25 protein-coding genes are annotated in these 22,325 nt (G+C 57.8%); 20 read left to right on the plus strand and 5 right to left on the minus strand.

The window, feature by feature from the left end; all coding sequences use genetic code 11:
• The first annotated feature begins 124 nt into the window (after positions 1 to 124).
• The 3 genes from cysJ to cysH are packed head-to-tail and all read left to right on the plus strand — an operon-like array spanning position 125 to position 4,392.
• On the plus strand, positions 125 to 1,930 hold the full coding sequence (gene cysJ / locus ACMGGE_RS21380) for an NADPH-dependent assimilatory sulfite reductase flavoprotein subunit (RefSeq protein ID WP_414455332.1): 1,806 nt from the start codon (positions 125 to 127) through the stop codon (positions 1,928 to 1,930).
• On the plus strand, positions 1,930 to 3,642 hold the full coding sequence (gene cysI, locus ACMGGE_RS21385) for an assimilatory sulfite reductase (NADPH) hemoprotein subunit (RefSeq protein WP_414455331.1): 1,713 nt from the start codon (positions 1,930 to 1,932) through the stop codon (positions 3,640 to 3,642). The genes cysJ and cysI overlap by 1 nt, the downstream gene beginning before the upstream one ends.
• 15 nt (positions 3,643 to 3,657) lie before the next feature.
• On the plus strand, positions 3,658 to 4,392 hold the full coding sequence (gene cysH / locus ACMGGE_RS21390) for a phosphoadenosine phosphosulfate reductase (RefSeq protein WP_045908483.1): 735 nt from the start codon (positions 3,658 to 3,660) through the stop codon (positions 4,390 to 4,392).
• Between the two features lie 98 nt (positions 4,393 to 4,490).
• On the opposite strand, the gene ACMGGE_RS21395 is transcribed toward cysH, so the two are convergent.
• Positions 4,491 to 5,534 carry an aminopeptidase gene (locus ACMGGE_RS21395; protein WP_048029216.1) on the minus strand — a complete coding sequence of 348 codons (1,044 nt, stop codon included), beginning with the start codon at positions 5,532 to 5,534 and terminating at the stop codon, positions 4,491 to 4,493.
• Between the two features lie 246 nt (positions 5,535 to 5,780).
• On the opposite strand from ACMGGE_RS21395, the gene cysG reads away from it, so the two are divergent.
• The 11 genes from cysG (at position 5,781) to ACMGGE_RS21450 (ending at position 14,567) form a co-directional block, all read left to right on the plus strand.
• A complete protein-coding gene (gene cysG, locus ACMGGE_RS21400; RefSeq protein WP_162270769.1) occupies positions 5,781 to 7,130 on the plus strand; it encodes a siroheme synthase CysG in 1,350 nt (449 codons plus the stop codon).
• 9 nt (positions 7,131 to 7,139) lie between these two features.
• Positions 7,140 to 8,048 (plus strand): sulfate adenylyltransferase subunit CysD, encoded by a 909-nt coding sequence (gene cysD / locus ACMGGE_RS21405; RefSeq protein WP_006811770.1) that lies wholly within the window; start codon positions 7,140 to 7,142, stop codon positions 8,046 to 8,048.
• A gap of 9 nt (positions 8,049 to 8,057) precedes the next feature.
• Positions 8,058 to 9,482, plus strand: coding sequence for a sulfate adenylyltransferase subunit CysN (gene cysN, locus ACMGGE_RS21410; RefSeq protein ID WP_048029217.1), 1,425 nt, complete (start codon positions 8,058 to 8,060; stop codon positions 9,480 to 9,482).
• The gene (gene cysC, locus ACMGGE_RS21415) at positions 9,482 to 10,087 is read left to right on the plus strand and encodes an adenylyl-sulfate kinase (RefSeq protein WP_021241908.1); all 606 of its coding nucleotides are present in this window, start codon (positions 9,482 to 9,484) and stop codon (positions 10,085 to 10,087) included. Before cysN ends, cysC begins: the two co-directional genes overlap by 1 nt.
• 58 nt (positions 10,088 to 10,145) lie before the next feature.
• Entirely contained in the window at positions 10,146 to 10,472 is a 327-nt protein-coding gene (locus tag ACMGGE_RS21420; RefSeq protein WP_008499610.1) for a DUF3561 family protein, read from the plus strand.
• Between the two features lie 166 nt (positions 10,473 to 10,638).
• Complete coding sequence (ftsB, locus tag ACMGGE_RS21425; protein ID WP_008499609.1) at positions 10,639 to 10,950, plus strand: cell division protein FtsB; 312 nt, start codon at positions 10,639 to 10,641, stop codon at positions 10,948 to 10,950.
• Positions 10,951 to 10,969: 19 nt separating this feature from the next.
• Positions 10,970 to 11,680, plus strand: a complete 711-nt coding sequence (gene ispD / locus ACMGGE_RS21430; protein WP_262822474.1) for a 2-C-methyl-D-erythritol 4-phosphate cytidylyltransferase — start codon at positions 10,970 to 10,972, stop codon at positions 11,678 to 11,680.
• On the plus strand, positions 11,680 to 12,159 hold the full coding sequence (gene ispF / locus ACMGGE_RS21435; protein ID WP_008499607.1) for a 2-C-methyl-D-erythritol 2,4-cyclodiphosphate synthase: 480 nt from the start codon (positions 11,680 to 11,682) through the stop codon (positions 12,157 to 12,159). The genes ispD and ispF overlap by 1 nt, the downstream gene beginning before the upstream one ends.
• Entirely contained in the window at positions 12,156 to 13,205 is a 1,050-nt protein-coding gene (gene truD, locus ACMGGE_RS21440) for a tRNA pseudouridine(13) synthase TruD (protein WP_045908488.1), read from the plus strand. The genes ispF and truD overlap by 4 nt, the downstream gene beginning before the upstream one ends.
• Positions 13,186 to 13,947 carry a 5'/3'-nucleotidase SurE gene (gene surE, locus ACMGGE_RS21445; protein ID WP_021241911.1) on the plus strand — a complete coding sequence of 254 codons (762 nt, stop codon included), beginning with the start codon at positions 13,186 to 13,188 and terminating at the stop codon, positions 13,945 to 13,947. The genes truD and surE overlap by 20 nt, the downstream gene beginning before the upstream one ends.
• Complete coding sequence (locus ACMGGE_RS21450; RefSeq protein ID WP_008499604.1) at positions 13,941 to 14,567, plus strand: protein-L-isoaspartate(D-aspartate) O-methyltransferase; 627 nt, start codon at positions 13,941 to 13,943, stop codon at positions 14,565 to 14,567. The genes surE and ACMGGE_RS21450 overlap by 7 nt, the downstream gene beginning before the upstream one ends.
• Before the next feature lie 94 nt (positions 14,568 to 14,661).
• Here the strand turns inward: ACMGGE_RS21450 and ACMGGE_RS21455 are convergent, their stop codons facing one another.
• A complete protein-coding gene (locus tag ACMGGE_RS21455) occupies positions 14,662 to 14,793 on the minus strand; it encodes a peptidase (protein WP_369751013.1) in 132 nt (43 codons plus the stop codon).
• On the opposite strand from ACMGGE_RS21455, the gene nlpD reads away from it, so the two are divergent.
• Positions 14,735 to 15,808 carry a murein hydrolase activator NlpD gene (gene nlpD / locus ACMGGE_RS21460; RefSeq protein ID WP_240613108.1) on the plus strand — a complete coding sequence of 358 codons (1,074 nt, stop codon included), beginning with the start codon at positions 14,735 to 14,737 and terminating at the stop codon, positions 15,806 to 15,808. The two genes, ACMGGE_RS21455 and nlpD, sit on opposite strands and share 59 nt — an antisense overlap.
• Before the next feature lie 59 nt (positions 15,809 to 15,867).
• Positions 15,868 to 16,860: an RNA polymerase sigma factor RpoS gene (rpoS, locus tag ACMGGE_RS21465; RefSeq protein ID WP_008499600.1), complete on the plus strand. Its 993-nt coding sequence runs from the start codon at positions 15,868 to 15,870 to the stop codon at positions 16,858 to 16,860.
• Between the two features lie 52 nt (positions 16,861 to 16,912).
• Here rpoS and ACMGGE_RS21470 read toward each other — a convergent pair whose 3' ends face one another.
• Together ACMGGE_RS21470 and ACMGGE_RS21475 are read right to left on the minus strand one after the other, a co-directional pair.
• Complete coding sequence (locus tag ACMGGE_RS21470; protein WP_063622361.1) at positions 16,913 to 17,293, minus strand: DUF4440 domain-containing protein; 381 nt, start codon at positions 17,291 to 17,293, stop codon at positions 16,913 to 16,915.
• Positions 17,290 to 18,492: an MFS transporter gene (locus ACMGGE_RS21475; protein WP_111967761.1), complete on the minus strand. Its 1,203-nt coding sequence runs from the start codon at positions 18,490 to 18,492 to the stop codon at positions 17,290 to 17,292. Before ACMGGE_RS21475 ends, ACMGGE_RS21470 begins: the two co-directional genes overlap by 4 nt.
• Before the next feature lie 108 nt (positions 18,493 to 18,600).
• Here ACMGGE_RS21475 and ACMGGE_RS21480 point away from each other — a divergent pair, with 108 nt between their 5' ends.
• Positions 18,601 to 19,488 carry a LysR family transcriptional regulator gene (locus tag ACMGGE_RS21480; protein WP_262805788.1) on the plus strand — a complete coding sequence of 296 codons (888 nt, stop codon included), beginning with the start codon at positions 18,601 to 18,603 and terminating at the stop codon, positions 19,486 to 19,488.
• On the opposite strand, the gene ACMGGE_RS21485 is transcribed toward ACMGGE_RS21480, so the two are convergent.
• Positions 19,485 to 19,892, minus strand: a complete 408-nt coding sequence (locus ACMGGE_RS21485) for a MarR family winged helix-turn-helix transcriptional regulator (protein ID WP_023294441.1) — start codon at positions 19,890 to 19,892, stop codon at positions 19,485 to 19,487. The two genes, ACMGGE_RS21480 and ACMGGE_RS21485, sit on opposite strands and share 4 nt — an antisense overlap.
• A gap of 172 nt (positions 19,893 to 20,064) precedes the next feature.
• Between ACMGGE_RS21485 and ACMGGE_RS21490 the strand changes: the two genes are divergently transcribed.
• The 3 genes from ACMGGE_RS21490 to ACMGGE_RS21500 are packed head-to-tail and all read left to right on the plus strand — an operon-like array spanning position 20,065 to position 22,316.
• Entirely contained in the window at positions 20,065 to 20,667 is a 603-nt protein-coding gene (locus ACMGGE_RS21490) for a non-oxidative hydroxyarylic acid decarboxylases subunit B (protein ID WP_008499595.1), read from the plus strand.
• Positions 20,657 to 22,084, plus strand: coding sequence for a non-oxidative hydroxyarylic acid decarboxylases subunit C (locus ACMGGE_RS21495; protein WP_420294131.1), 1,428 nt, complete (start codon positions 20,657 to 20,659; stop codon positions 22,082 to 22,084). The genes ACMGGE_RS21490 and ACMGGE_RS21495 overlap by 11 nt, the downstream gene beginning before the upstream one ends.
• 10 nt (positions 22,085 to 22,094) lie before the next feature.
• On the plus strand, positions 22,095 to 22,316 hold the full coding sequence (locus ACMGGE_RS21500) for a non-oxidative hydroxyarylic acid decarboxylases subunit D (protein WP_003862116.1): 222 nt from the start codon (positions 22,095 to 22,097) through the stop codon (positions 22,314 to 22,316).
• The last annotated feature ends 9 nt before the right edge of the window (positions 22,317 to 22,325 follow it).

The following is a 22,325-nucleotide window of genomic DNA, read 5'->3' on the forward strand; positions in this document are numbered from 1 at the left end:
TAGTCCATTTGGTTATTTATTATTTCCATCCCTTCTTTAATTGTTATTATTCTCGCCGTTAACCTTATCTTCAGTTTGGATTTATTCGCTTAAAGTCCGCTTGGCTACTGGAACATAACGACGCATGACAACACAGGCCCCACCTTCAAATTTGCTTCCCCTGAACCCGGAGCAACTGGCGCGCCTTCAGGCTGCCACCTCTGATTTTTCTCCCACTCAGCTTGCCTGGGTCTCCGGTTATTTCTGGGGAATGCTCAATCAACAGCCTGGCGCTGTGGCGGGTGCACCGGCCACGGCCGTTGAAATTCCGGCCATTACCCTGATTTCGGCCTCGCAGACGGGCAATGCCCGCCGCGTGGCCGAAGCACTGCGCGACGACCTGCTGGCCGCGAAACTGAACGTGAACCTGGTCAACGCCGGGGATTACAAATTTAAGCAAATCGCGTCGGAAAAACTGCTGGTGGTGGTTGCCTCTACGCAGGGTGAAGGTGAACCCGCTGAAGAAGCGGTGGCGCTGCATAAGTTCCTGTTCTCGAAAAAAGCGCCGAAGCTGGATGGCACGGCGTTTGCCGTCTTTGGCCTGGGCGACACCTCCTATGAATTCTTCTGCCAGTCCGGCAAAGACTTCGACAGCAAGCTGGCGGAGCTGGGCGCGGAGCGCCTGCTGGACCGCGTTGACGCGGATGTTGAATACCAGGCCGCCGCCGCCGAATGGCGCGCCCGCATCGTTGAGGTGCTAAAAGCGCGCGTGCCGAAAGAGACGTCGGCGCAGGCCGCGTTCACCGCGACGGGTGCAGTTAACGACATCCACACCAGCCCGTACACCAAAGAGGCGCCGCTGACGGCGAGCCTGTCGGTGAACCAGAAAATTACCGGCCGCGATTCAGAAAAAGATGTGCGCCATATCGAAATCGATCTGGGCGACTCGGGCCTGCGCTATCAGCCTGGCGATGCGCTGGGCGTCTGGTATCAGAACGATCCGGCGCTGGTGAAAGAGCTGGTTGAGCTGCTGTGGCTGAAAGGCGACGAGCTTGTCACCGTTGACGGTAAAACGCAGCCGCTTTCTGATGCGTTGCAGTGGCATTTTGAGCTGACGGTGAACACCCCGAATATCGTCGAAAATTATGCCACCTTGACGCGCAGCGAATCCCTGCTGCCGCTGGTGGGCGACAAGGCGAAACTTCAGCATTACGCCGCGACGACGCCGATTGTCGATATGGTGCGCTTCTCTCCGGCTCAGCTGGATGCCGATGCGCTGATCGGCCTGCTGCGCCCGCTCACCCCGCGCCTGTACTCCATCGCCTCTTCCCAGGCTGAAGTGGAGAGTGAAGTGCATATTACCGTCGGCGTGGTGCGTTACGATATCGAAGGCCGCGCCCGCACGGGCGGGGCATCAGGCTTCCTGGCGGATCGCGTGGAAGAAGAGGGCGAAGTGCGCGTCTTTATCGAGCACAACGATAACTTCCGCCTGCCGGCAAACCCGGAAACGCCGGTCATTATGATTGGCCCGGGCACCGGCATTGCGCCGTTCCGCGCCTTCATGCAGCAGCGCGCGGCAGACGGCGCGCCGGGTAAAAACTGGCTGTTCTTTGGCAATCCGCACTTTACCGAAGATTTCCTCTACCAGGTCGAGTGGCAGCGCTATGTGAAAGAAGGCGTACTGACCCGCATCGATCTGGCCTGGTCTCGCGACCAGAAAGAAAAAGTATACGTACAAGACAAACTGCGCGAACAGGGCGCAGAACTGTGGCGCTGGATCAATGACGGTGCCCACATTTATGTCTGCGGCGACGCCAATCGCATGGCGAAAGACGTTGAGCAGACTTTGCTGGAAGTGATTGCCGAATTCGGCGGTATGGATGCCGAAGCGGCGGACGAATTTTTAAGTGAGCTGCGCGTTGAGCGCCGTTATCAGCGAGATGTCTACTAATGAGCGAAAAACATCCAGGGCCACTGGTGGTCGAAGGTAAACTGACAGACGCCGAGCGCATGAAGCTGGAAAGCAACTATCTGCGTGGCACCATTGCTGAAGATCTGAATGACGGTCTCACCGGCGGTTTCAAAGGCGACAACTTCCTGCTGATCCGTTTCCACGGCATGTACCAGCAGGACGACCGCGACATCCGCGCCGAGCGTGCAGAGCAGAAGCTGGAGCCGCGTCACGCGATGCTGCTGCGCTGCCGTCTGCCGGGTGGGGTGATTACCACCAAACAGTGGCAGGCGATCGACAAGTTTGCCGGTGAAAACACGATCTACGGCAGCATCCGTCTGACCAACCGTCAGACCTTCCAGTTCCACGGCATTCTGAAGAAGAACGTCAAGCCGGTGCACCAGATGCTGCACTCCGTTGGGCTGGACGCGCTGGCGACCGCCAACGACATGAACCGTAACGTGCTCTGCACCTCGAATCCGTATGAGTCCGAGTTGCACGCCGAAGCGTACGAGTGGGCGAAGAAGATCTCCGAGCACCTGCTGCCGCGCACGCGCGCCTATGCAGAGATCTGGCTCGATCAGGAAAAAGTCGCGACCACCGACGAAGAGCCGATCCTCGGTCAGACCTACCTGCCGCGTAAGTTTAAAACCACGGTCGTTATTCCACCGCAGAACGATATCGACCTGCACGCCAACGACATGAACTTCGTGGCGATTGCCGAAAACGGCAAGCTGATTGGCTTTAACCTGCTGGTGGGCGGCGGCCTGTCCATCGAACACGGTAACAAGAAAACCTACGCCCGTACCGCCAGCGAGTTCGGCTTCCTGCCGCTGGAGCATACGCTGGCCGTGGCGGAAGCGGTGGTGACGACCCAGCGCGACTGGGGTAACCGTACCGACCGTAAAAACGCGAAAACCAAATACACCCTGGAGCGCGTGGGCGTGAAGACGTTCAAAGCGGAAGTGGAGCGTCGGGCGGGCATCAAGTTTGAGCCGATCCGCCCTTACGAATTCACCGGTCGCGGCGATCGCATTGGCTGGGTGAAGGGTATCGACAATAAATGGCACCTGACGCTGTTTATCGAAAACGGCCGTATTCTGGATTATCCGGGGCGTCCGCTGAAAACCGGTCTGCTGGAAATTGCGAAGATCCATAAGGGCGAGTTCCGCATTACCGCTAACCAGAACCTGATCATTGCCGGCGTGCCGGAAAGCCAGAAGGCGAAGATCGAGAAGCTGGCGCGCGAACATGGGTTGATGGATGCGGTGAAGCCGCAGCGCGAAAACTCAATGGCCTGCGTGTCGTTCCCGACCTGTCCGCTGGCGATGGCGGAAGCGGAACGTTTCCTGCCGTCGTTTACCGACAAAGTGGAAGCGATTCTGGAAAAACACGGCATTCCGGACGAGCATATTGTTATGCGCGTCACCGGGTGTCCGAACGGCTGCGGTCGTGCGATGCTGGCCGAACTCGGACTGGTGGGGAAAGCGCCGGGTCGTTACAACCTGCACCTGGGCGGTAACCGAATCGGTACGCGCATCCCGCGTATGTTCCGCGAGAACATCACCGAGCCGGAAATTCTTGATTCCATCGACGAGCTTGTCGGGCGCTGGGCGAAAGAGCGCGAAGCGGGTGAAGGCTTCGGCGACTTTACGGTGCGTGCGGGCATCATTCGCCCGGTGCTCGATCCCGCCAGGGATTTCTGGGAGTAAACACGAGAGGTAATTATGTCCGTACTCGATCTAAACGCCCTTAATGACCTGCCAAAAGTCGAACGCATTCTGGCGCTGGCAGAAACCAATGCCCACCTTGAAAAGCTGGACGCCGAAGGGCGCGTGGCGTGGGCGCTGGAAAACCTGCCGGGAGAGTATGTGCTCTCGTCGAGCTTTGGTATTCAGGCGGCGGTCAGCCTGCATCTGGTGAATCAGATCCGTCCGGACATTCCGGTGATCCTCACCGACACCGGCTACCTGTTCCCGGAAACCTACCAGTTCATTGACGAGCTGACGGACAAGCTCGGGCTGAACCTCAAAGTTTACCGCGCGACGGAGAGCGCGGCCTGGCAGGAGGCGCGCTACGGCAAGCTGTGGGAGCAGGGCGTTGAGGGCATTGAGAAATACAATGAGATTAACAAAGTTGAGCCGATGAACCGGGCGCTGAAAGAGCTTAATGCGCAGACGTGGTTTGCGGGTCTGCGCCGCGAGCAGTCCGGTAGCCGGGCAACTTTACCGGTGCTGGCGGTGCAGCGCGGGGTCTTTAAAGTGCTGCCGATTATCGACTGGGATAACCGGACGGTGTATCAGTACCTGCAAAAGCACGGGCTGAAATACCATCCGCTGTGGGACCAGGGTTATCTGTCGGTGGGCGATACCCACACCACGCGTAAGTGGGAACCGGGAATGGCGGAAGAAGAGACGCGATTCTTCGGGCTGAAGCGCGAGTGCGGGTTGCACGAAGGGTGATAACCTTTTTGCCCGGTGGCGCTGCGCTTACCGGGCCAACAAAGGCTCGTTCCATATGTAGGCCCGGTAAGGCGTAGCCGCCACCGGGCTTAACGGCCTCAGGCTTTCCCCGCTTTCGCCAGCTCTTTCACCAGCGGCAGCATCACCTTCACCACATCACGACTGCGGTGCTCAATCCGCTGCGGCAGCGCGCGATCGATGTGCTGCTGATTGTCCAGCATCACGTTGTGCCAGCTCGTCCCGTCCGGGAAGGCCTTCGATTTAGCCCGCTGTTGGTAGCCATCTTTTTTGCCCAGCGCCCAGTTTGTCGCTTCCACGTACAGCACCGGAATGCCCGCCTTATCGAACACTTCCCCGTCGTTGCAGCAGCCTGTGCCTCGTGGATAATCCGGGTTACCGCCAGGGTTGCTGGTGGCATAAACACCATGGCTGCGGGCTATCGCCAGGGCCCGGTCGCGTGTCAGTTTCCGCACGGTACCCGGCGTACTCTGCCCACTGTTGAAATAGAGCTTGTCGCCGACGATCAGGTTGTCGAGGTTAATCACCAGCAGCGTATTTTTCTTCTCCTCAGCGCTCATGCGCTTAAGGAGATTCTCAGCGCCGAGTTTGCCCTCTTCTTCACCGCTGGTGGCAACAAAACGAATGCCATATTGGGTGGGAATATCTTTCATCCGCTCGGCCAGTTCGAGCATCACGCCCAAGCCTGCGGCATTGTCGTCCATGCCCTGCAGCGTCAGCCCGCCAAGATTATTATCCGTATCGGCGTCACTCATCGGGGCGTAGGTATCAAGGTGCGCCATAATAATAATTTGCTCTTTTGCGGTACCTTCGTGGGCCGCAATCACCGTACTGCCGGTCACGTTATGCCAGTTTTTCGTTTTATTTCGGGAGGTATAGACGTAGCGGCTGTGAAACGATCGGATATCGCTCTGATAACCCATGTCGGCAAACTGCTGGCGAAGATAGTCTGCGGAGAGCATTTCCGCAGGCGAACCTGTCATGCGTCCGGGGAAAACGGTGGCAATATGCCGCGCCTGCATATTGGCGATTTCACCATAAGGTTGGTTTTTTGCCTGAGCGGGAAGAATAAAGCAAACGCCGAGCGCCAGGGCAGCAATACGGTGGCGCGTTGCGGAAAACATAGTGAGTCCTTAAAAACAGAGCAAAATAGTCACCCGCCTAGTATGAAACTGTGATCGTCCATACACAATTTGAATTGCTCTTAAATGCCCGAAATATCGCGTGTTAAGCACTTTTTGGTATTAGCATTTTCATCGCGTTATTCCATTGAGTAACTACTCATTCCAATTCGTAATTTCATTCGGTCTAAGCCGCCCCCTATAGTCCCTCTATTCCTCGTTGTTAGTGAGTTGTTGCTTGTGGACTATCTGCCCTTATTTGCTGCGATTAAAGAGAAACCGGTGCTGGTTGTTGGTACGGGTGAAATCGCCGATCGCAAAATTGCGTTTCTGCAGCGCGCAGGGGCGCAGGTGCAGGTCGTTGCAGAGGCAGATTTTCACGAGTCACAAATCGATAGCGTCGTGCTGGTGATTGCGGCGACCGAAGATCGTGACCTCAACCGGCGGATCTCCGACGCCGCTCAGGCCCGTTACCGCCTGGTGAACGTGGTGGACGACCAGCCTTTATGCTCGTTTATTTTCCCGTCGATCGTTGACCGCTCGCCGCTGCTGGTGGCGATCTCCTCCGGCGGGACCGCACCGGTGCTGGCGCGCGTGCTGCGGGAAAAAATCGAAGCACTGCTGCCGACCAGCCTCGGGCGGATGGCGGAGAAAGCCAGCTACTGGCGCAACCATCTGAAAACCCGCCTGACCAGCGTGACGGAACGCCGTCGCTTCTGGGAGCGCGTGTTTCGCGGCCGCTTTGCCAGCCTGATGCATGCCGGTAATGAGACAGCGGCGCAGAAAATTCTTGAAGATGAACTGGATAACCCCGGCAGCACCGGCGGGGAGATCATTCTGGTGGGCGCGGGGCCGGGCGATGCCGGGCTTCTGACGCTGCGCGGCCTGCAGGTGCTGCAGGACGCGGACGTGGTGTTCTACGACCATCTGGTCACCGACGGCGTGCGCGAGCTGATCCGTCGTGACGCGGAGCAAATCTGCGTGGGCAAACGGGCTGGCGAGCACTCTGTGCCGCAGCACGACACCAACCAGATGCTGGTTGACGCCGCCAAAGCGGGCAAAACCGTGGTGCGCCTGAAGGGGGGCGATCCGTTTATCTTCGGGCGCGGCGGCGAAGAGCTGCAGGCGGCGGCCGAAGCGGGCATACCGTTCCAGGTGGTGCCCGGCATCACGGCGGCCTCTGCGGTGACGGCTTACGCCGGTATCCCGTTGACCCACCGCGATTACGCCCAGAGCGTCACCTTTGTGACCGGCCACTATAAGGCGGACAGCACGCCGTTTGACTGGTCGCATCTCGCCCAGAGCCGCCAGACGCTGGCGATATACATGGGCACGATGAAGGCGGCGGACATCAGCGAACAGCTTATTCAGCACGGTCGCGAGGCGACGACCCCCGTTGCCGTCATTTCTCGCGGCACGCGCGTCGATCAGCACGTTGCGACGGGCACCCTGGAACATCTTGCAACCCTGGCGAAAGACGCCCCTATGCCCGCCCTGATCGTGGTGGGGGAAGTGGTGCAGCTGCACAGCACGCTCGCCTGGTTTCAGCACACAACCGATACAGAAGGCTTTGGTTCTTCTGTTGTAAATTTGGCTTAAGGAACGGTTATGGACCAAAAACGTCTTACACACCTGCGGCAGCTCGAAGCGGAAAGTATCCATATCATCCGCGAAGTGGCCGCCGAGTTTTCTAACCCGGTGATGATGTACTCCATCGGTAAAGATTCCAGCGTCATGCTGCATCTGGCGCGTAAAGCGTTTTATCCAGGTACGCTGCCGTTCCCGCTGCTGCACGTGGATACCGGCTGGAAATTCCGCGAGATGTACGAGTTCCGCGATCGTACCGCGAAAGCCTACGGCTGCGAACTGCTGGTGCATAAAAACCCGGAAGGGGTGGCGATGGGCATTAACCCGTTCGTCCACGGCAGCGCCAAACACACCGATATCATGAAAACCGAAGGGTTGAAGCAGGCGCTGAACAAATACGGTTTTGATGCGGCCTTCGGCGGCGCGCGTCGTGACGAAGAGAAATCCCGCGCCAAAGAGCGTATCTACTCCTTCCGCGACCGCTTCCACCGCTGGGACCCCAAAAACCAGCGTCCGGAGCTGTGGCACAACTACAACGGTCAGATCAACAAAGGCGAAAGCATCCGCGTCTTCCCGCTCTCCAACTGGACCGAGCTGGATATCTGGCAGTACATCTATCTGGAAAACATCGAGATCGTTCCGCTGTACCTGGCCGCCGAGCGCCCGGTGCTGGAGCGCGACGGCATGCTGATGATGATCGATGACGATCGCATCGACCTGCAGCCGGGCGAAGTGATCAAAAAACAGATGGTCCGTTTCCGCACCCTCGGCTGCTGGCCGCTGACCGGCGCGGTGGAGTCCAGTGCGCAGACGCTGCCGGAGATCATCGAAGAGATGCTGGTATCGACCACCAGCGAGCGACAGGGGCGCGTGATTGACCGCGACCAGGCAGGCTCCATGGAGCTGAAGAAACGTCAGGGTTATTTCTAAGGAGCCGCCATGAACACCACTATTGCTCAACAAATTGCCAAAGAAGGCGGTGTGGAAGCGTATCTGCATGCGCAACAACACAAAAGCCTGCTGCGTTTTCTGACCTGCGGCAGCGTGGATGACGGGAAAAGCACCCTGATTGGCCGCCTGCTGCACGATACGCGCCAGATTTACGAAGATCAGCTCTCTTCCCTGCATAATGACAGTAAGCGTCACGGTACCCAGGGTGAAAAGCTGGATCTGGCGCTGCTGGTGGATGGCCTGCAGGCGGAGCGCGAGCAGGGCATCACCATCGATGTGGCCTACCGCTATTTCTCTACCGAGAAGCGCAAATTTATTATCGCCGACACCCCGGGGCACGAACAGTACACCCGCAATATGGCGACCGGCGCGTCGACCTGCGACCTGGCGATCCTGCTGATCGACGCGCGTAAAGGCGTGCTGGATCAGACCCGTCGCCACAGCTTTATCTCCACGCTGCTGGGGATCAAACACCTGGTGGTGGCGGTCAACAAGATGGATCTGGTGAACTTCAGCGAAGAGAAGTTCGAGGAGATCCGCCAGAGCTATCTGACCTTTGCCGAACAGCTGCCGGGCAACCTGGATATCCGCTTTGTGCCGCTCTCGGCGCTGGAAGGGGATAACGTCGCCTCCCAGAGCGCGAACATGCCGTGGTACAGCGGCCCGACGCTGCTGGAAGTGCTGGAAACGGTTGAAATCCAGCGCGTGGTCGACACCCAGCCGATGCGCTTCCCGGTGCAGTACGTCAACCGTCCAAACCTCGACTTCCGCGGTTTCTCCGGCACCCTTGCGTCAGGCTCCGTGAAGGTCGGTCAGCGCGTCAAGGTGCTGCCATCCGGCGTGGAATCGACCATCGCCCGTATCGTCACCTTCGACGGTGATCTGCAGGAGGCGGGCGCCGGTGAAGCGGTTACGCTGGTGCTGAAAGACGAGATTGATATCAGCCGGGGCGATCTGCTGGTGGATGCCCAGGAAACCCTGGCCGCCGTACAGGGGGCTTCCGTGGATGTGGTGTGGATGGCGGAGCAACCGCTGACGCCGGGCCAAAGCTACGACATCAAAATTGCCGGCAAGAAGACCCGCGCCCGCGTGGACGGTATTCAGTTCCAGGTGGACATCAACAATCTGACCCAGCGCGAAGTTACCGAGCTGCCGCTGAACGGTATTGGTCTGGTCGATCTGACCTTCGACGAACCGCTGGTGCTGGATCCGTATCAGCAGAACCCGGTGACGGGCGGGCTTATCTTTATCGACAGGCTGACCAACGTTACCGTCGGGGCCGGTATGGTACGCGAACCGATTAAACAGGCTGCCGTGGCCTCTGAATTCAGCGCCTTTGAGCTGGAACTGAACGCGCTGGTGCGTAAACATTTCCCGCACTGGGGCGCGCGCGATCTGCTGGGAGGCAAGTAATGGCCGCCCATGATGAGAACGTCGTCTGGCATCCTCATCCGGTCACCGTCGCCCAGCGCGAACAGCTCCACGGTCACCGTGGGGTTGTGCTGTGGTTTACCGGGCTGTCCGGCTCGGGTAAATCGACGGTGGCGGGCGCGCTGGAAGAGGCATTGCATCAGCAGGGCGTAAGCACGTACCTGCTGGATGGCGACAACGTGCGCCATGGCCTGTGTAGCGATTTAGGGTTCAGCGACGACGACCGCAAAGAGAACATCCGCCGGGTCGGGGAAGTCGCCAGCCTGATGGCCGACGCCGGGCTGGTGGTGCTGACCGCGTTTATCTCTCCCCACCGCGCCGAGCGCCAGATGGTGCGCGAACGCGTCGGTCAGGATCGCTTTATTGAAGTGTTTGTGGATACGCCGCTGGAGGTTTGCGAAGCGCGCGACCCGAAAGGGCTGTACAAAAAAGCGCGTGCCGGAGAACTGCGCAACTTCACCGGAATTGACGCGGTCTACGAAGCGCCTGAATCGCCTGAAATTCACCTGGAGGGTCAACAATTGGTAACAAATTTAGTAAGCCAATTATTAGACCTGCTCAGACGGGACGATATTATCAGATCCTGAGACGGTATCGTTCGGGAGCTGTCTTCCCGAACGATGAGTCACGGTCACAGGACTAGCTATGCGCAACAGTGAACATTACATTACCACCACCGGGTCGGAGCCGCTTGCGACCGACGACGAAACGACCTGGTCATTTCCTGGGGCCATCATTGGCTTCGTCTCATGGTTGCTGGCGCTGGGTATCCCGTTTCTTATCTACGGCGGCAACACGCTGTTCTTCTTTCTCTACACCTGGCCTTTCTTTCTGGCGCTGATGCCTGTGGCGGTTGTCGTCGGCATTGCGCTGCACTCGCTTCTCAATGGCAAGCTGCTCTACAGTACCGTGGTCACGATTGTGACGGTGGTTCTGATGTTTGGTCTGTTATTTTTGTGGCTCATGGGCTAACTTCAGCCATAATTCAAACCGTAACCAACTGTGTAACGATATTGAGCAGGACGATTCTGCGGAAAAAATGTGGTACATTTGCCCGCGATGTTGCGGCATCTCTGTTACCCCGGCGTAGTGCTCTGGGGAAGTCTTGGGATGATGATGCCGTTTTTCAGGGGGCAGGATGGGTAAACTAACGCTGCTGTTGCTGGCTTTGCTAATCTGGCTGCAATATTCGCTGTGGTTCGGCAAGAACGGACTGCACGACTATAGCCGGGTGAGCGATGACGTCGCGGCTCAGCAGGCAACAAACGCCAAACTTAAGGCGCGAAACGATCAACTCTTCGCTGAAATTGATGACCTCAATGGCGGGCAAGAGGCGATTGAGGAACGCGCACGCAATGAACTCAGTATGACTAAGCCGGGCGAAACCTTTTATCGTCTGGTTCCGGATGCGTCTAAACGCAATCAGGGCTCAGCACAAAACAATCGATAATCAGGCCCAGGATTACGACATGGCAGTAACTTTTTCGGACGTATGCGCCGTGGTGCCGGCCGCAGGTTTTGGCCGGCGCATGCAGACAGAATGTCCCAAGCAATACCTCTCTATTGGCGATAAAACGATCCTCGAGCACGCCGTGGCGGCGCTGCTGGCGCACCCGCGGGTGACGCGGGTGATCATCGCTATCAGCCCGGGCGATGCGCGCTTCGCGCAGCTACCGCTGGCAAATCATCCACAGATTACCGTTGTCGATGGCGGTACCGAGCGCGCCGATTCCGTGCTGGCAGGCATTCAGGCTGCCGGTAACGCGCCGTGGGTGCTGGTGCATGACGCGGCGCGTCCGTGTCTGCATCAGGACGATCTCGCTCGCCTGCTGGCGTTGAGCGAAACCAGCAAAGTGGGTGGCATTCTGGCCGCCCCCGTGCGCGACACCATGAAGCGTGCCGAGCCGGGCAAACGGGCTATCGCCCACACCGTCGATCGCGTCGATCTATGGCACGCGCTGACGCCGCAATTTTTCCCCCGCGAATTACTCCACGACTGCTTAACGCGCGCGCTTAACGAAGGTGCGACCATTACGGACGAAGCCTCTGCGCTGGAGTACTGCGGTTTCCACCCAACGCTTGTTGAAGGACGTGCTGATAATATTAAAGTGACGCGTCCGGAAGATTTACAGCTCGCGGAATTTTATCTTACCCGTTTGACCCATCAGGAGAAGGCATAATGCGAATTGGACACGGTTTTGATGTACACGCCTTTGGCGGTGAAGGCCCAATTATCATTGGCGGCGTGCGCATTCCTTATGAAAAAGGGCTGCTGGCGCATTCTGATGGCGACGTGGCGCTGCATGCGCTGACCGACGCGCTGTTGGGCGCGGCCGCACTGGGTGATATCGGCAAGCTGTTCCCGGACACCGACCCGGCGTTTAAAGGGGCAGACAGCCGTGAACTGCTGCGCGAAGCGTGGCGCCGCATCCAGGCGAAAGGCTACACCCTTGGCAACGTCGACGTGACGATTATCGCCCAGGCCCCGAAAATGCTGCCGCACATTCCGCAGATGCGCGTGTTTATCGCAGAAGATCTGGGCTGCCATATGGACGACGTGAACGTCAAAGCGACGACGACTGAGAAGCTGGGCTTCACCGGTCGTGGCGAAGGGATTGCCTGTGAAGCCGTGGCGCTGCTGGTGAAGGCGAGCAAATGACAGACTTCGACAACCTGACATATCTGCATGGCAAACCGCAGGGGAACGGGGTGCTGAAAGCCAGCCCTGAAGATTTCCTCGTGGTCGAGGATCTGGGCTTTGAGCCGGATGGCGAAGGCGAACATATCCTGGTGCGTATTCTGAAAAATGGCTGCAATACCCGCTTTGTGGCCGACGCGCTGGCAAAATTTCTCAAAATTCATGCCCGCGAGGTGAGCTTTGCAGGGCAGAAAGATAAACACGCCGTCACCGAACAGTGGCTCTGCGCGCGCGTTCCCGGCAATACGATGCCTGATTTAAGCAAATTTGAGCTTGAGGGCTGTAAGGTACTGGAATATGCCCGCCACAAGCGCAAACTGCGTCTGGGGGCGTTGAAAGGCAACGCGTTTACGCTGGTGCTGCGCGAAGTGACTGACCGTGAAGACGTTGAAAAACGTCTGAACGCCATCAGTGACCGCGGCGTACCGAACTACTTTGGCGCGCAACGTTTTGGCATTGGCGGCAGCAACCTGCAGGGCGCACTGCGCTGGGCGCAAAGCGACGCGCCGGTGCGGGACAGGAATAAACGCAGTTTTTGGTTGTCGGCGGCCCGCAGTGCGTTGTTTAATCAGATTGTGAGCGAAAGGCTGAAAAAACCGGACGCGAATCAAGTTGTTGTTGGCGATGCGCTACAATTAGCGGGACGCGGAAGCTGGTTTGTGGCAACGGCCGAAGAGATGGCCGATGTCCAGTCGCGCGTGGACGCAAAAGGGCTGCTGATCACCGCCGCGTTGCCCGGTACGGGCGACTGGGGAACACAGGGTGACGCGCTGGCCGCCGAGCAGTCAGCCGTGGCGGATGCGCCAGAATTGCAGTCCTTGCTGGTGCGGGAAAAAGTCGATGCGGCACGCCGCGCGATGCTGCTCTATCCGCAGCAGTTAAGCTGGAACTGGTGGGATGACGTGACCGTCGAGTTACGCTTCTGGCTGCCGGCAGGCAGCTTTGCCACCAGTGTTGTCAGGGAACTTATCAACACCTCGGGTGATTATGCGAATATTGCTGAGTAACGATGACGGGATCCACGCGCCAGGCATTCAGACCCTGGCGAAACACCTCCGCGAGTTTGCGGATGTGCAGGTTGTGGCACCCGATCGTAACCGCAGTGGAGCGTCTAACTCGCTGACGCTGGAGTCGTCGCTTCGCACCTTTACCTTTGAAAATGGCGATATTGCCGTACAGATGGGCACGCCAACCGACTGTGTTTTTCTGGGCGTGAACGCGCTGATGCGGCCGCGTCCGGATATCGTCGTCTCCGGCATTAACGCCGGGCCTAACCTCGGCGATGACGTGATTTACTCCGGCACCGTGGCGGCCGCAATGGAAGGACGTCACCTGGGGTTCCCGGCGCTGGCGGTCTCGTTGAACGGCTACACGCACTACGACACCGCCGCCGCGGTGACCTGTTCGATCCTGCGGGCGCTCGGCCGCGAGCCGTTGCGTACCGGACGCATCCTCAACATCAACGTGCCGGATCTTCCTCTTGATGAAATTAAAGGCATCCGCGTCACCCGTTGCGGGAGTCGACATCCTGCCGATCAGGTGATCCCGCAGCAGGATCCGCGCGGCAACACGCTTTACTGGATCGGCCCTCCCGGCGATAAGTGCGATGCGGGTCCGGATACCGACTTTGCCGCCGTGGAAGAAGGCTATGTTTCGGTTACCCCGCTGCACGTAGATTTAACCGCGTATAGCGCGCATGATGTGGTGTCGGGCTGGCTGGATCGCGCAGGAGTGAACGCGCAATGGTAAACAAACGTGTACAAACTCTTCTGGAACAACTACGCGCGCAGGGGATCCGCGACGAGCACGTGCTTGAAGCGCTCGCCCTGGTTCCGCGTGAGAAATTTGTAGACGAGGCGTTTGAACACAAAGCGTGGGAAAACGTGGCGCTGCCCATCGGGCAGGGCCAGACGATTTCGCAGCCTTACATGGTGGCTCGCATGACGGAGCTGCTGGAGCTGACGCCCGACTCCCGCGTGCTGGAGATTGGCACCGGTTCGGGGTATCAGACCGCGATCCTGGCGCATCTGGTGCATCATGTTTGCTCCGTTGAGCGGATCAAAGGTTTACAGTGGCAGGCGCGTCGTCGCCTGAAACAACTTGATTTACATAATGTTTCGACACGACACGGTGATGGATGGCAGGGTTGGAAGGCTCGTGCCCCGTTTGACGCGATCATCGTGACGGCGGCCCCGCCTGAAATTCCAGCAGCCCTGTTGTCGCAGCTGGATGAGGGGGGCATTCTGGTTCTGCCTGTCGGGGACGAGCAGCAGCTGTTGAAGCGCGTTCGTCGGCGCGGCGGCGAGTTTATTATCGACACCGTGGAAGCCGTGCGCTTTGTGCCTCTGGTGAAGGGGGAGTTGGCCTGAGACTCGGAATTATCCAGGGTTATTAAGGCAAATTCAGCGTATGGTGTGGCGCGAAAGATTCGTGCCATCACGGTAAATTTTAAGTCACTGGTAGTTAACACATTCCTGGGGGATAAATGAGCGCGGGAAGCCCTAAATTCACCATCAGCCGTGTTGCGGCATTATCACTGGTTTCGCTCTGGCTGGCAGGCTGTACAAGTTCTAACAACGCGCCTGCGCCCGTCAGTTCCGTCGGCGGAAACAGCGGCTCCGGTAACACGTCCAGCGGAATGTTAATCACGCCGCCACCTAAAATGGGGACGGCTGCACCGCAGCAAACGCCACAAATTCAGCCTGTGCAACATCCTGTTACACAGCCAATGCAGGTTCAGCCAGTTGAACAACCTGTTCAGACCCAAAATGGCCGCATAGTCTATAACCGCCAGTATGGGAACATTCCGAAAGGTAGCTACACCGGTGGCAGCACCTATACCGTGAAACGCGGTGATACGCTGTTCTACATTGCGTGGATCACCGGGAACGATTTCCGTGACCTCGCGCAGCGCAACAACGTCCAGGCCCCATATGGTCTGGAAGTCGGGCAAACGCTCCAGGTGGGCAACGCGACGGGTACGCCGCTTACGCCTGGCAACACGGTTTCAGCGGCCGATGTGACGGCTCAAAATAACAGCGTTAAGCCTGCACAAAAATCCACCACGGTGGTTGCTTCACAACCTGTAATTACGTATTCTGAGGATTCAGGTGATCAGACTGCTAACAAAATGTTGCCGAATAATAAAGGGACTGCGACTGCTGTCACAGCACCGGTTACGGCACCTGTGGTTAGCTCTACTGAACCGACTGCCAGCAGTATGACCTCCAGTTCGCCGATTTCTGCATGGCGCTGGCCGACTGACGGCAAGGTTATCGAAAACTTCTCTTCCTCCGAAGGGGGAAATAAAGGGATCGATATCGCAGGGAGTAAAGGACAGGCTATCATCGCGACCGCAGATGGACGCGTTGTGTATGCCGGTAACGCTCTGCGCGGTTACGGTAATCTTATTATCATCAAACATAACGATGATTACCTGAGTGCCTACGCCCATAACGACACAATGCTGGTCCGGGAACAACAAGAAGTTAAGGCGGGGCAAAAAATCGCTACCATGGGTAGCACCGGAACCAGTTCTACACGCTTGCATTTTGAAATTCGTTACAAGGGGAAATCCGTAAACCCGCTGCAGTATTTGCCGCAGCGATAATTTGACGGGGCATGCCAGCCAGGGTGTCTCGTTCAGGGATCACGGGTAGGAGCCACCTTATGAGTCAGAATACGCTGAAAGTTCATGATTTAAATGAAGACGCGGAATTTGATGAGAACGGAGTAGAGGCTTTTGACGAAAAAGCCTTAGTAGAAGAGGAACCCAGTGATAACGATTTGGCTGAAGAAGAGCTGTTATCGCAGGGTGCCACACAGCGTGTACTGGACGCGACTCAGCTTTACCTTGGGGAGATTGGTTACTCCCCACTGCTAACGGCCGAAGAAGAAGTCTATTTCGCACGTCGTGCTTTGCGTGGTGATGTCGCCTCGCGTCGTCGCATGATTGAAAGTAACCTGCGACTGGTCGTGAAAATTGCCCGCCGTTACGGCAATCGTGGTCTGGCTCTGCTGGATCTGATTGAAGAGGGCAACTTAGGTCTCATCCGCGCAGTTGAGAAGTTTGACCCGGAACGCGGGTTCCGTTTCTCAACCTACGCGACCTGGTGGATTCGTCAGACCATCGAACGGGCTATTATGAACCAGACCCGTACGATCCGCCTGCCGATCCACATCGTTAAAGAGTTGAACGTCTATCTGCGCACCGCACGCGAGTTGTCCCATAAGCTGGACCACGAGCCAAGCGCAGAAGAAATTGCCGAACAACTCGATAAACCGGTTGATGACGTAAGCCGTATGCTGCGTCTCAACGAGCGCATTACCTCCGTTGACACCCCGCTGGGTGGCGACTCCGAAAAAGCGCTGCTGGACATCCTGGCCGATGAAAAAGATAACGGTCCGGAAGACACCACGCAGGACGATGACATGAAACAGAGCATCGTCAAATGGCTGTTCGAACTGAACGCCAAACAGCGTGAAGTGCTGGCACGTCGTTTCGGTTTACTGGGGTATGAAGCTGCGACACTGGAAGACGTCGGCCGTGAAATTGGCCTGACCCGTGAACGTGTTCGTCAGATTCAGGTTGAAGGTCTGCGCCGCCTGCGTGAAATCCTGCAGGGGCAAGGTCTGAATATCGAAGCGCTGTTCCGCGAATAAGCAACCTTTCGTCAAAAAAGGCCCGTCGTGAGACGGGCCTTTTTCTTTTGTGTTACGGCTGTGCCGCCGTTTCGTGCAGCAGACGCCACGTTATTTTGTCGCCTTCCTGACTGAGCACCGCGGTCGACCAGCGCACGTTGACGGGCAGGTCTGGCCGGGTTTGCGTCTCCCGGTAGTGAAGCACTGCACCCCGTTCGCCGCTCTGGACCGTGGTTAATTCGTCAATAACGATTTTCAGCCCGGGACGGCTTCCGCGCTGTTTTTCCAGAAAACTGGCCAGGCCGCGATAGTCGATCTGCACACCGCCCGGCGGGATCATCAGAAAATCGGGACGGAAACGGGCGAGCAGGGCGTCGGGATCACCTTCACCTTTGCCTAACCAGTCTTCAAGCGCAATGTGGAGGTCGATAATGTCGTGTTCGAAAGGCGTCATGAATTCTCCTGTCGCAGCGGGTTTAGCACCTGCGTATTGTTAAGACGAAAAACGTACAGTACAGGCAGCAAGGTCATGCCTGCAGCAAAAATAAACATCCCGTGCCAGGCGGCGTGAGGTGTCAGCCACGCCTGCGCCAGGTTCAGCACCTGCGCAAGCAGCAGGGCACCGGCAAAAAAGCTCAGCTGACGATTGAGATTCCACAGCGCGCTGGCATCCGGCATCTCGTCCCGGCGCGTTGTCAGAAACGCGCTGCTCTGAGCCGTACTGCTGCACAGGCTTCCTCCCGCGCCCATCAGGGTAAACGCGACGGCAGGCAACAGTGTTGACGAGCTGACGTCAATCAAAAGCAGAATACCCGCCGCCTGCAACAGGCAGCCGATGACGATCAGCGGCCGGGGGCCGATACGGTTAAAATAACGTCCCGTCGCCGTGATGGCGAGAAACGATGCCACAGACCACGGCAGCATGAGCATTCCCGTTGCGGCTGGGCTCATGTTCGCCTCGTGCTGAAGATAAAACATGCCCGTGACGTTCACCCCAATAAATATGCCGGGGACGCATAAATAGACAAGCATGGAAAAACGCAAAAGCGGGTCCGCGAGCAAGGTCAGGTTTAGCAGTCTGGCCGCGTTCATCGTGGGTTTTTCGTGCTTAAGCCACAGACAGGCCAGAACAAAGGTCACAATAGCCACCGGGAGCGTGGCGAAAAAGATCCATCGCCAGCCCAGCGTCTGCACAAGCACGCCGCCGACAGCCGGGGAGCAGGCCGGGGCAAGCAACGCAACCAGCATCACCGCTGAGGAGAGTCGGGCCCGCTCGTGCGGCCTGAACTGTTGCCAGGTCAGCGCCTGTCCGACCGGGATCAGTAAGCCTCCTCCTGCGCCCTGAAGCACTCGCCAGGCGATCAGACTCTCAAGCGTTGCCGACGTGCCTGCCGCAGCAGAGGCGGCACTGAACAGAAAAAGCGAAAACAGGATGACGCGCTTTGGCCCGATGCGGCGCGTGAGCACGCTGCTGAATGGGATCACCAGCGTCAGACCGGCAATATACCCGTTACTGACCCAGGCAAGCGCAGAAGGCGTGGCAGTAAAGGCGTGAGCCATTGCCGGAAAGGCGACGCTGGCAATAAACATGTTGATCAAATCAAGAAAAAAGCCCAGCAGATAGACAACGGCAATTTTGCTGCGATACGTCATGGTGGATCCTCCGGTGAGGTGGCGTATCGTATCGGCTCGGGAATCACGGATAAACCTGACAAAGCGCGATATACTGTCAAAAATATTTTGACAGTATCGGGCGTGACGATGATTAACCTACAGCGGACGCAGATGTTTATCGCAGTGGCCGACACCGGCAGTTTTACGGCGGCTGCCGAGTCGATGGGGCTGACAAAAGCGGTCGTCAGCTTCAATATTCGCCAGCTTGAAGATGAGCTGGGCGTTACGCTGCTGCTGCGCTCTACCCGCCGCCTGACGTTAACCGAGGCGGGCGCGCTGTTTCATCAGCGCAGCGTGGCGCTTCTGAAGGACGCCGAACGGCTGCAGGAAGATGTCCGCGCGAACCATGCGGGGCTCACCGGCGAACTGCGGATCACGACCACGCCTGAATATGGCGCCCGGGTCGTGGTGCCGCTGCTGGCCAGATTTAGCCACCAACACCCGGATCTTCGCGTACGACATGCTTCGTCGTCACTGCATGCTGACCTTATCTCGGAGCGCTTTGACGTGGCCATCCGGCTGGGGACGCTTGTCGATTCGCGCAACCATGCCGCACTGATTTCTCACTTTTCTATTCTCCCCGTCGCAACGCCCGAGTGGCTTGCGCGAAACCCGATCGAATCGCTGGCGCAGCTGGCGCAGGCCGACTGGATCATCCACGAACGCTTAGCCTCGCCGCTGCGCTGGCAGGTGAAAGATGCCCGCGGTGCGCCTGACGTGCTGGAGATAAAAAAAGCGCCGCGTTTGTTTGCCGACAGCGCTCAGGCGCTAATGGCTTTTGCGCTCGCAGGCGGTGGCGTGGCGTTACTGCCGGAATGGCTGTTGCGCGATGCGCTTGATGCGGGAACGCTGGTGACGGTTTTACCGGGGTATACTTTTGCGCGGCAGGGCATCTATGCGGTCTATCCTGATGCCCGGCATGTGTCAGCGAAAGTGCGCACCTTTATCGATTTTATGCGCACCAGCGTGAATTAATCGTGCATCATCTTTTTGATGAGAGCCGAGAACTGCTCCCGCTCGGCCTTGTTTAGACGGCCTAAAAAGGCCTCATCAACCTCATTGCCTACCGGCTTACAGTCTGCAAGCAGGGCCTCACCTTCTGGCGTGAGGAAGACAAAGCGACGGCGCTTATCCGCAGGGTCGTGCTCGCGTTTGACCAGCCCGCGCGCCTCCATGCGGCTGAGCATTTCCGCCAGGGTCGCTTTCGTGCTGACCGCGACTTCAGTTAATGCCACCTGTTCGATGCCTGGATGCTCGGCAATAGAGCGCATCACCGCATACTGCGGCTTGGTCAGCTCCGGTAATGCATGTTGCCACTGGGCGGTATGCTGTTGAAAAAGCTGACGTAACAGGTGGAACGCCTCTTGTCTTAGTTCCATGAACACTCCGACGGAAAAAATCTCCCTCTATGATAGCCGCTCTTACTTTAGATTTTAACGCGGCATTTTTTAGCAATTCGTGTGATCGTATACGAACAATCTTGTCAGGAAATCGATCCGGGAGTAGTTTACTCATAATGTTCGTGTACGAACAAATTAATTGAGGTGCTGAATGAGATTAATCGTGGGAATGACGGGAGCAACGGGTGCTCCGCTGGGCGTGGCGCTGCTGCAGGCGCTGCGGGAAATGCCGGAAGTAGAGACGCATCTGGTGATGTCGAAGTGGGCAAAAACCACCATTGAACTGGAAACCCCTTACACCGCGCAGGACGTTGCTGCGCTGGCTGACGTCGTCCACAGCCCGGCTGACCAGGCCGCCACTATCTCCTCCGGTTCATTTCGTACCGACGGCATGATCGTCATTCCCTGCAGCATGAAAACGCTGGCCGGGATCCGCGCGGGCTATGCCGAAGGGCTGGTAGGCCGTGCGGCGGATGTGGTGCTGAAAGAGGGGCGCAAGCTGGTGCTGGTGCCCCGTGAAACGCCGCTCAGCACCATTCATCTGGAGAATATGCTGGCGCTCTCCCGCATGGGTGTGGCGATGGTGCCGCCTATGCCTGCGTATTACAACCACCCGCAAACCGCCGATGACATTACCCAGCATATTGTGACCCGCGTGCTTGACCAGTTTGGTCTGGAGCATAAAAAGGCGCGCCGCTGGAACGGGTTGCGGGAGGCGAAACATTTTTCACAGGAGAATAAAGATGGCATTTGATGATTTGAGAAGCTTCCTGCAGGCGCTCGATGAGCAAGGGCAACTGCTGAAAATTGAGGAAGAGGTAAACGCCGAGCCGGATCTGGCGGCGGCAGCCAACGCGACCGGCCGCATCGGTGACGGCGCGCCCGCGCTGTGGTTCGACAACATTCGCGGGTTTACCGATGCCCGCGTGGTGATGAACACCATCGGCTCCTGGCAGAACCATGCCATCTCGATGGGGCTGCCTGCGAACACGCCAGTGAAAAAGCAGATCGACGAGTTTATTCGCCGCTGGGATAAATTCCCGATTGCGCCAGAGCGCCGCGCCAATCCGGCCTGGGCGCAGAATACGGTGGACGGTGAAGACATTAACCTGTTCGATATTCTGCCGCTGTTCCGTCTGAACGACGGCGACGGGGGGTTCTATCTCGATAAAGCGTGCGTCGTCTCGCGCGATCCGCTCGACCCGGATAACTTCGGCAAGCAGAACGTCGGCATCTATCGCATGGAAGTGAAGGGCAAGCGCAAGCTCGGCCTGCAGCCGGTACCGATGCACGATATCGCTCTGCATCTGCACAAAGCCGAAGAGCGCGGCGAAGACCTGCCGATTGCCATTACCCTCGGCAACGATCCGATCATTACCCTGATGGGCGCGACGCCGCTGAAATACGATCAGTCAGAGTATGAAATGGCCGGCGCGCTGCGTGAAAGCCCATATCCGATTGCCACCGCGCCGCTGACCGGCTTCGACGTACCGTGGGGTTCTGAAGTGATCCTGGAAGGGGTGATAGAAGGCCGCAAGCGCGAAATTGAAGGTCCGTTTGGCGAGTTTACCGGGCACTACTCCGGTGGCCGTAACATGACGGTTGTGCGTATCGACAAAGTTTCTTACCGCACCAAACCGATTTTCGAATCCCTTTATCTCGATATGCCGTGGACCGAGATTGATTATCTGATGGGGCCAGCCACCTGCGTGCCGCTCTACCAGCAGCTGAAAGCGGAGTTCCCGGAAGTGCAGGCGGTGAACGCGATGTACACCCACGGCCTGCTGGCGATTATCTCCACCAAAAAGCGTTACGGCGGTTTTGCCCGCGCGGTCGGCTTGCGCGCCATGACCACACCACACGGCCTGGGCTACGTGAAGATGGTGATCATGGTGGATGAGGATGTCGACCCGTTCAACCTCCCGCAGGTGATGTGGGCACTGTCGTCGAAGGTTAACCCGGCAGGCGATCTGGTGCAGTTGCCGAATATGTCGGTGCTGGAACTGGATCCTGGATCCAGTCCTGCGGGTATTACCGACAAACTGATTATCGATGCCACCACGCCTGTCGCACCGGATACCCGGGGCCACTATAGCCAGCCGGTACAGGATCTCCCTGAAACCAAAGCCTGGGCTGAAAAACTGACCGCGATGCTGGCTGCACGCCAATAAGGAGGAAAAGATGATTTGTCCACGTTGTGCCGATGAGCATATTGAAGTGATGGCGACGTCGCCGGTGAAAGGGGTCTGGACCGTTTATCAGTGCCAGCATTGTCTGTATACCTGGCGCGATACCGAACCGTTGCGTCGTACCAGCCGCGAACATTACCCGGAAGCGTTCCGCATGACGCAGAAGGATATCGATGAGGCGCCGCAGGTGCCGACAATCCCGCCGCTGCTGTAAAAAAGCCCG

This window comes from Enterobacter sp. BNK-22 (genome assembly GCF_048684805.1).
GTDB classification, from domain to species: domain Bacteria; phylum Pseudomonadota; class Gammaproteobacteria; order Enterobacterales; family Enterobacteriaceae; genus Enterobacter; species Enterobacter quasiroggenkampii.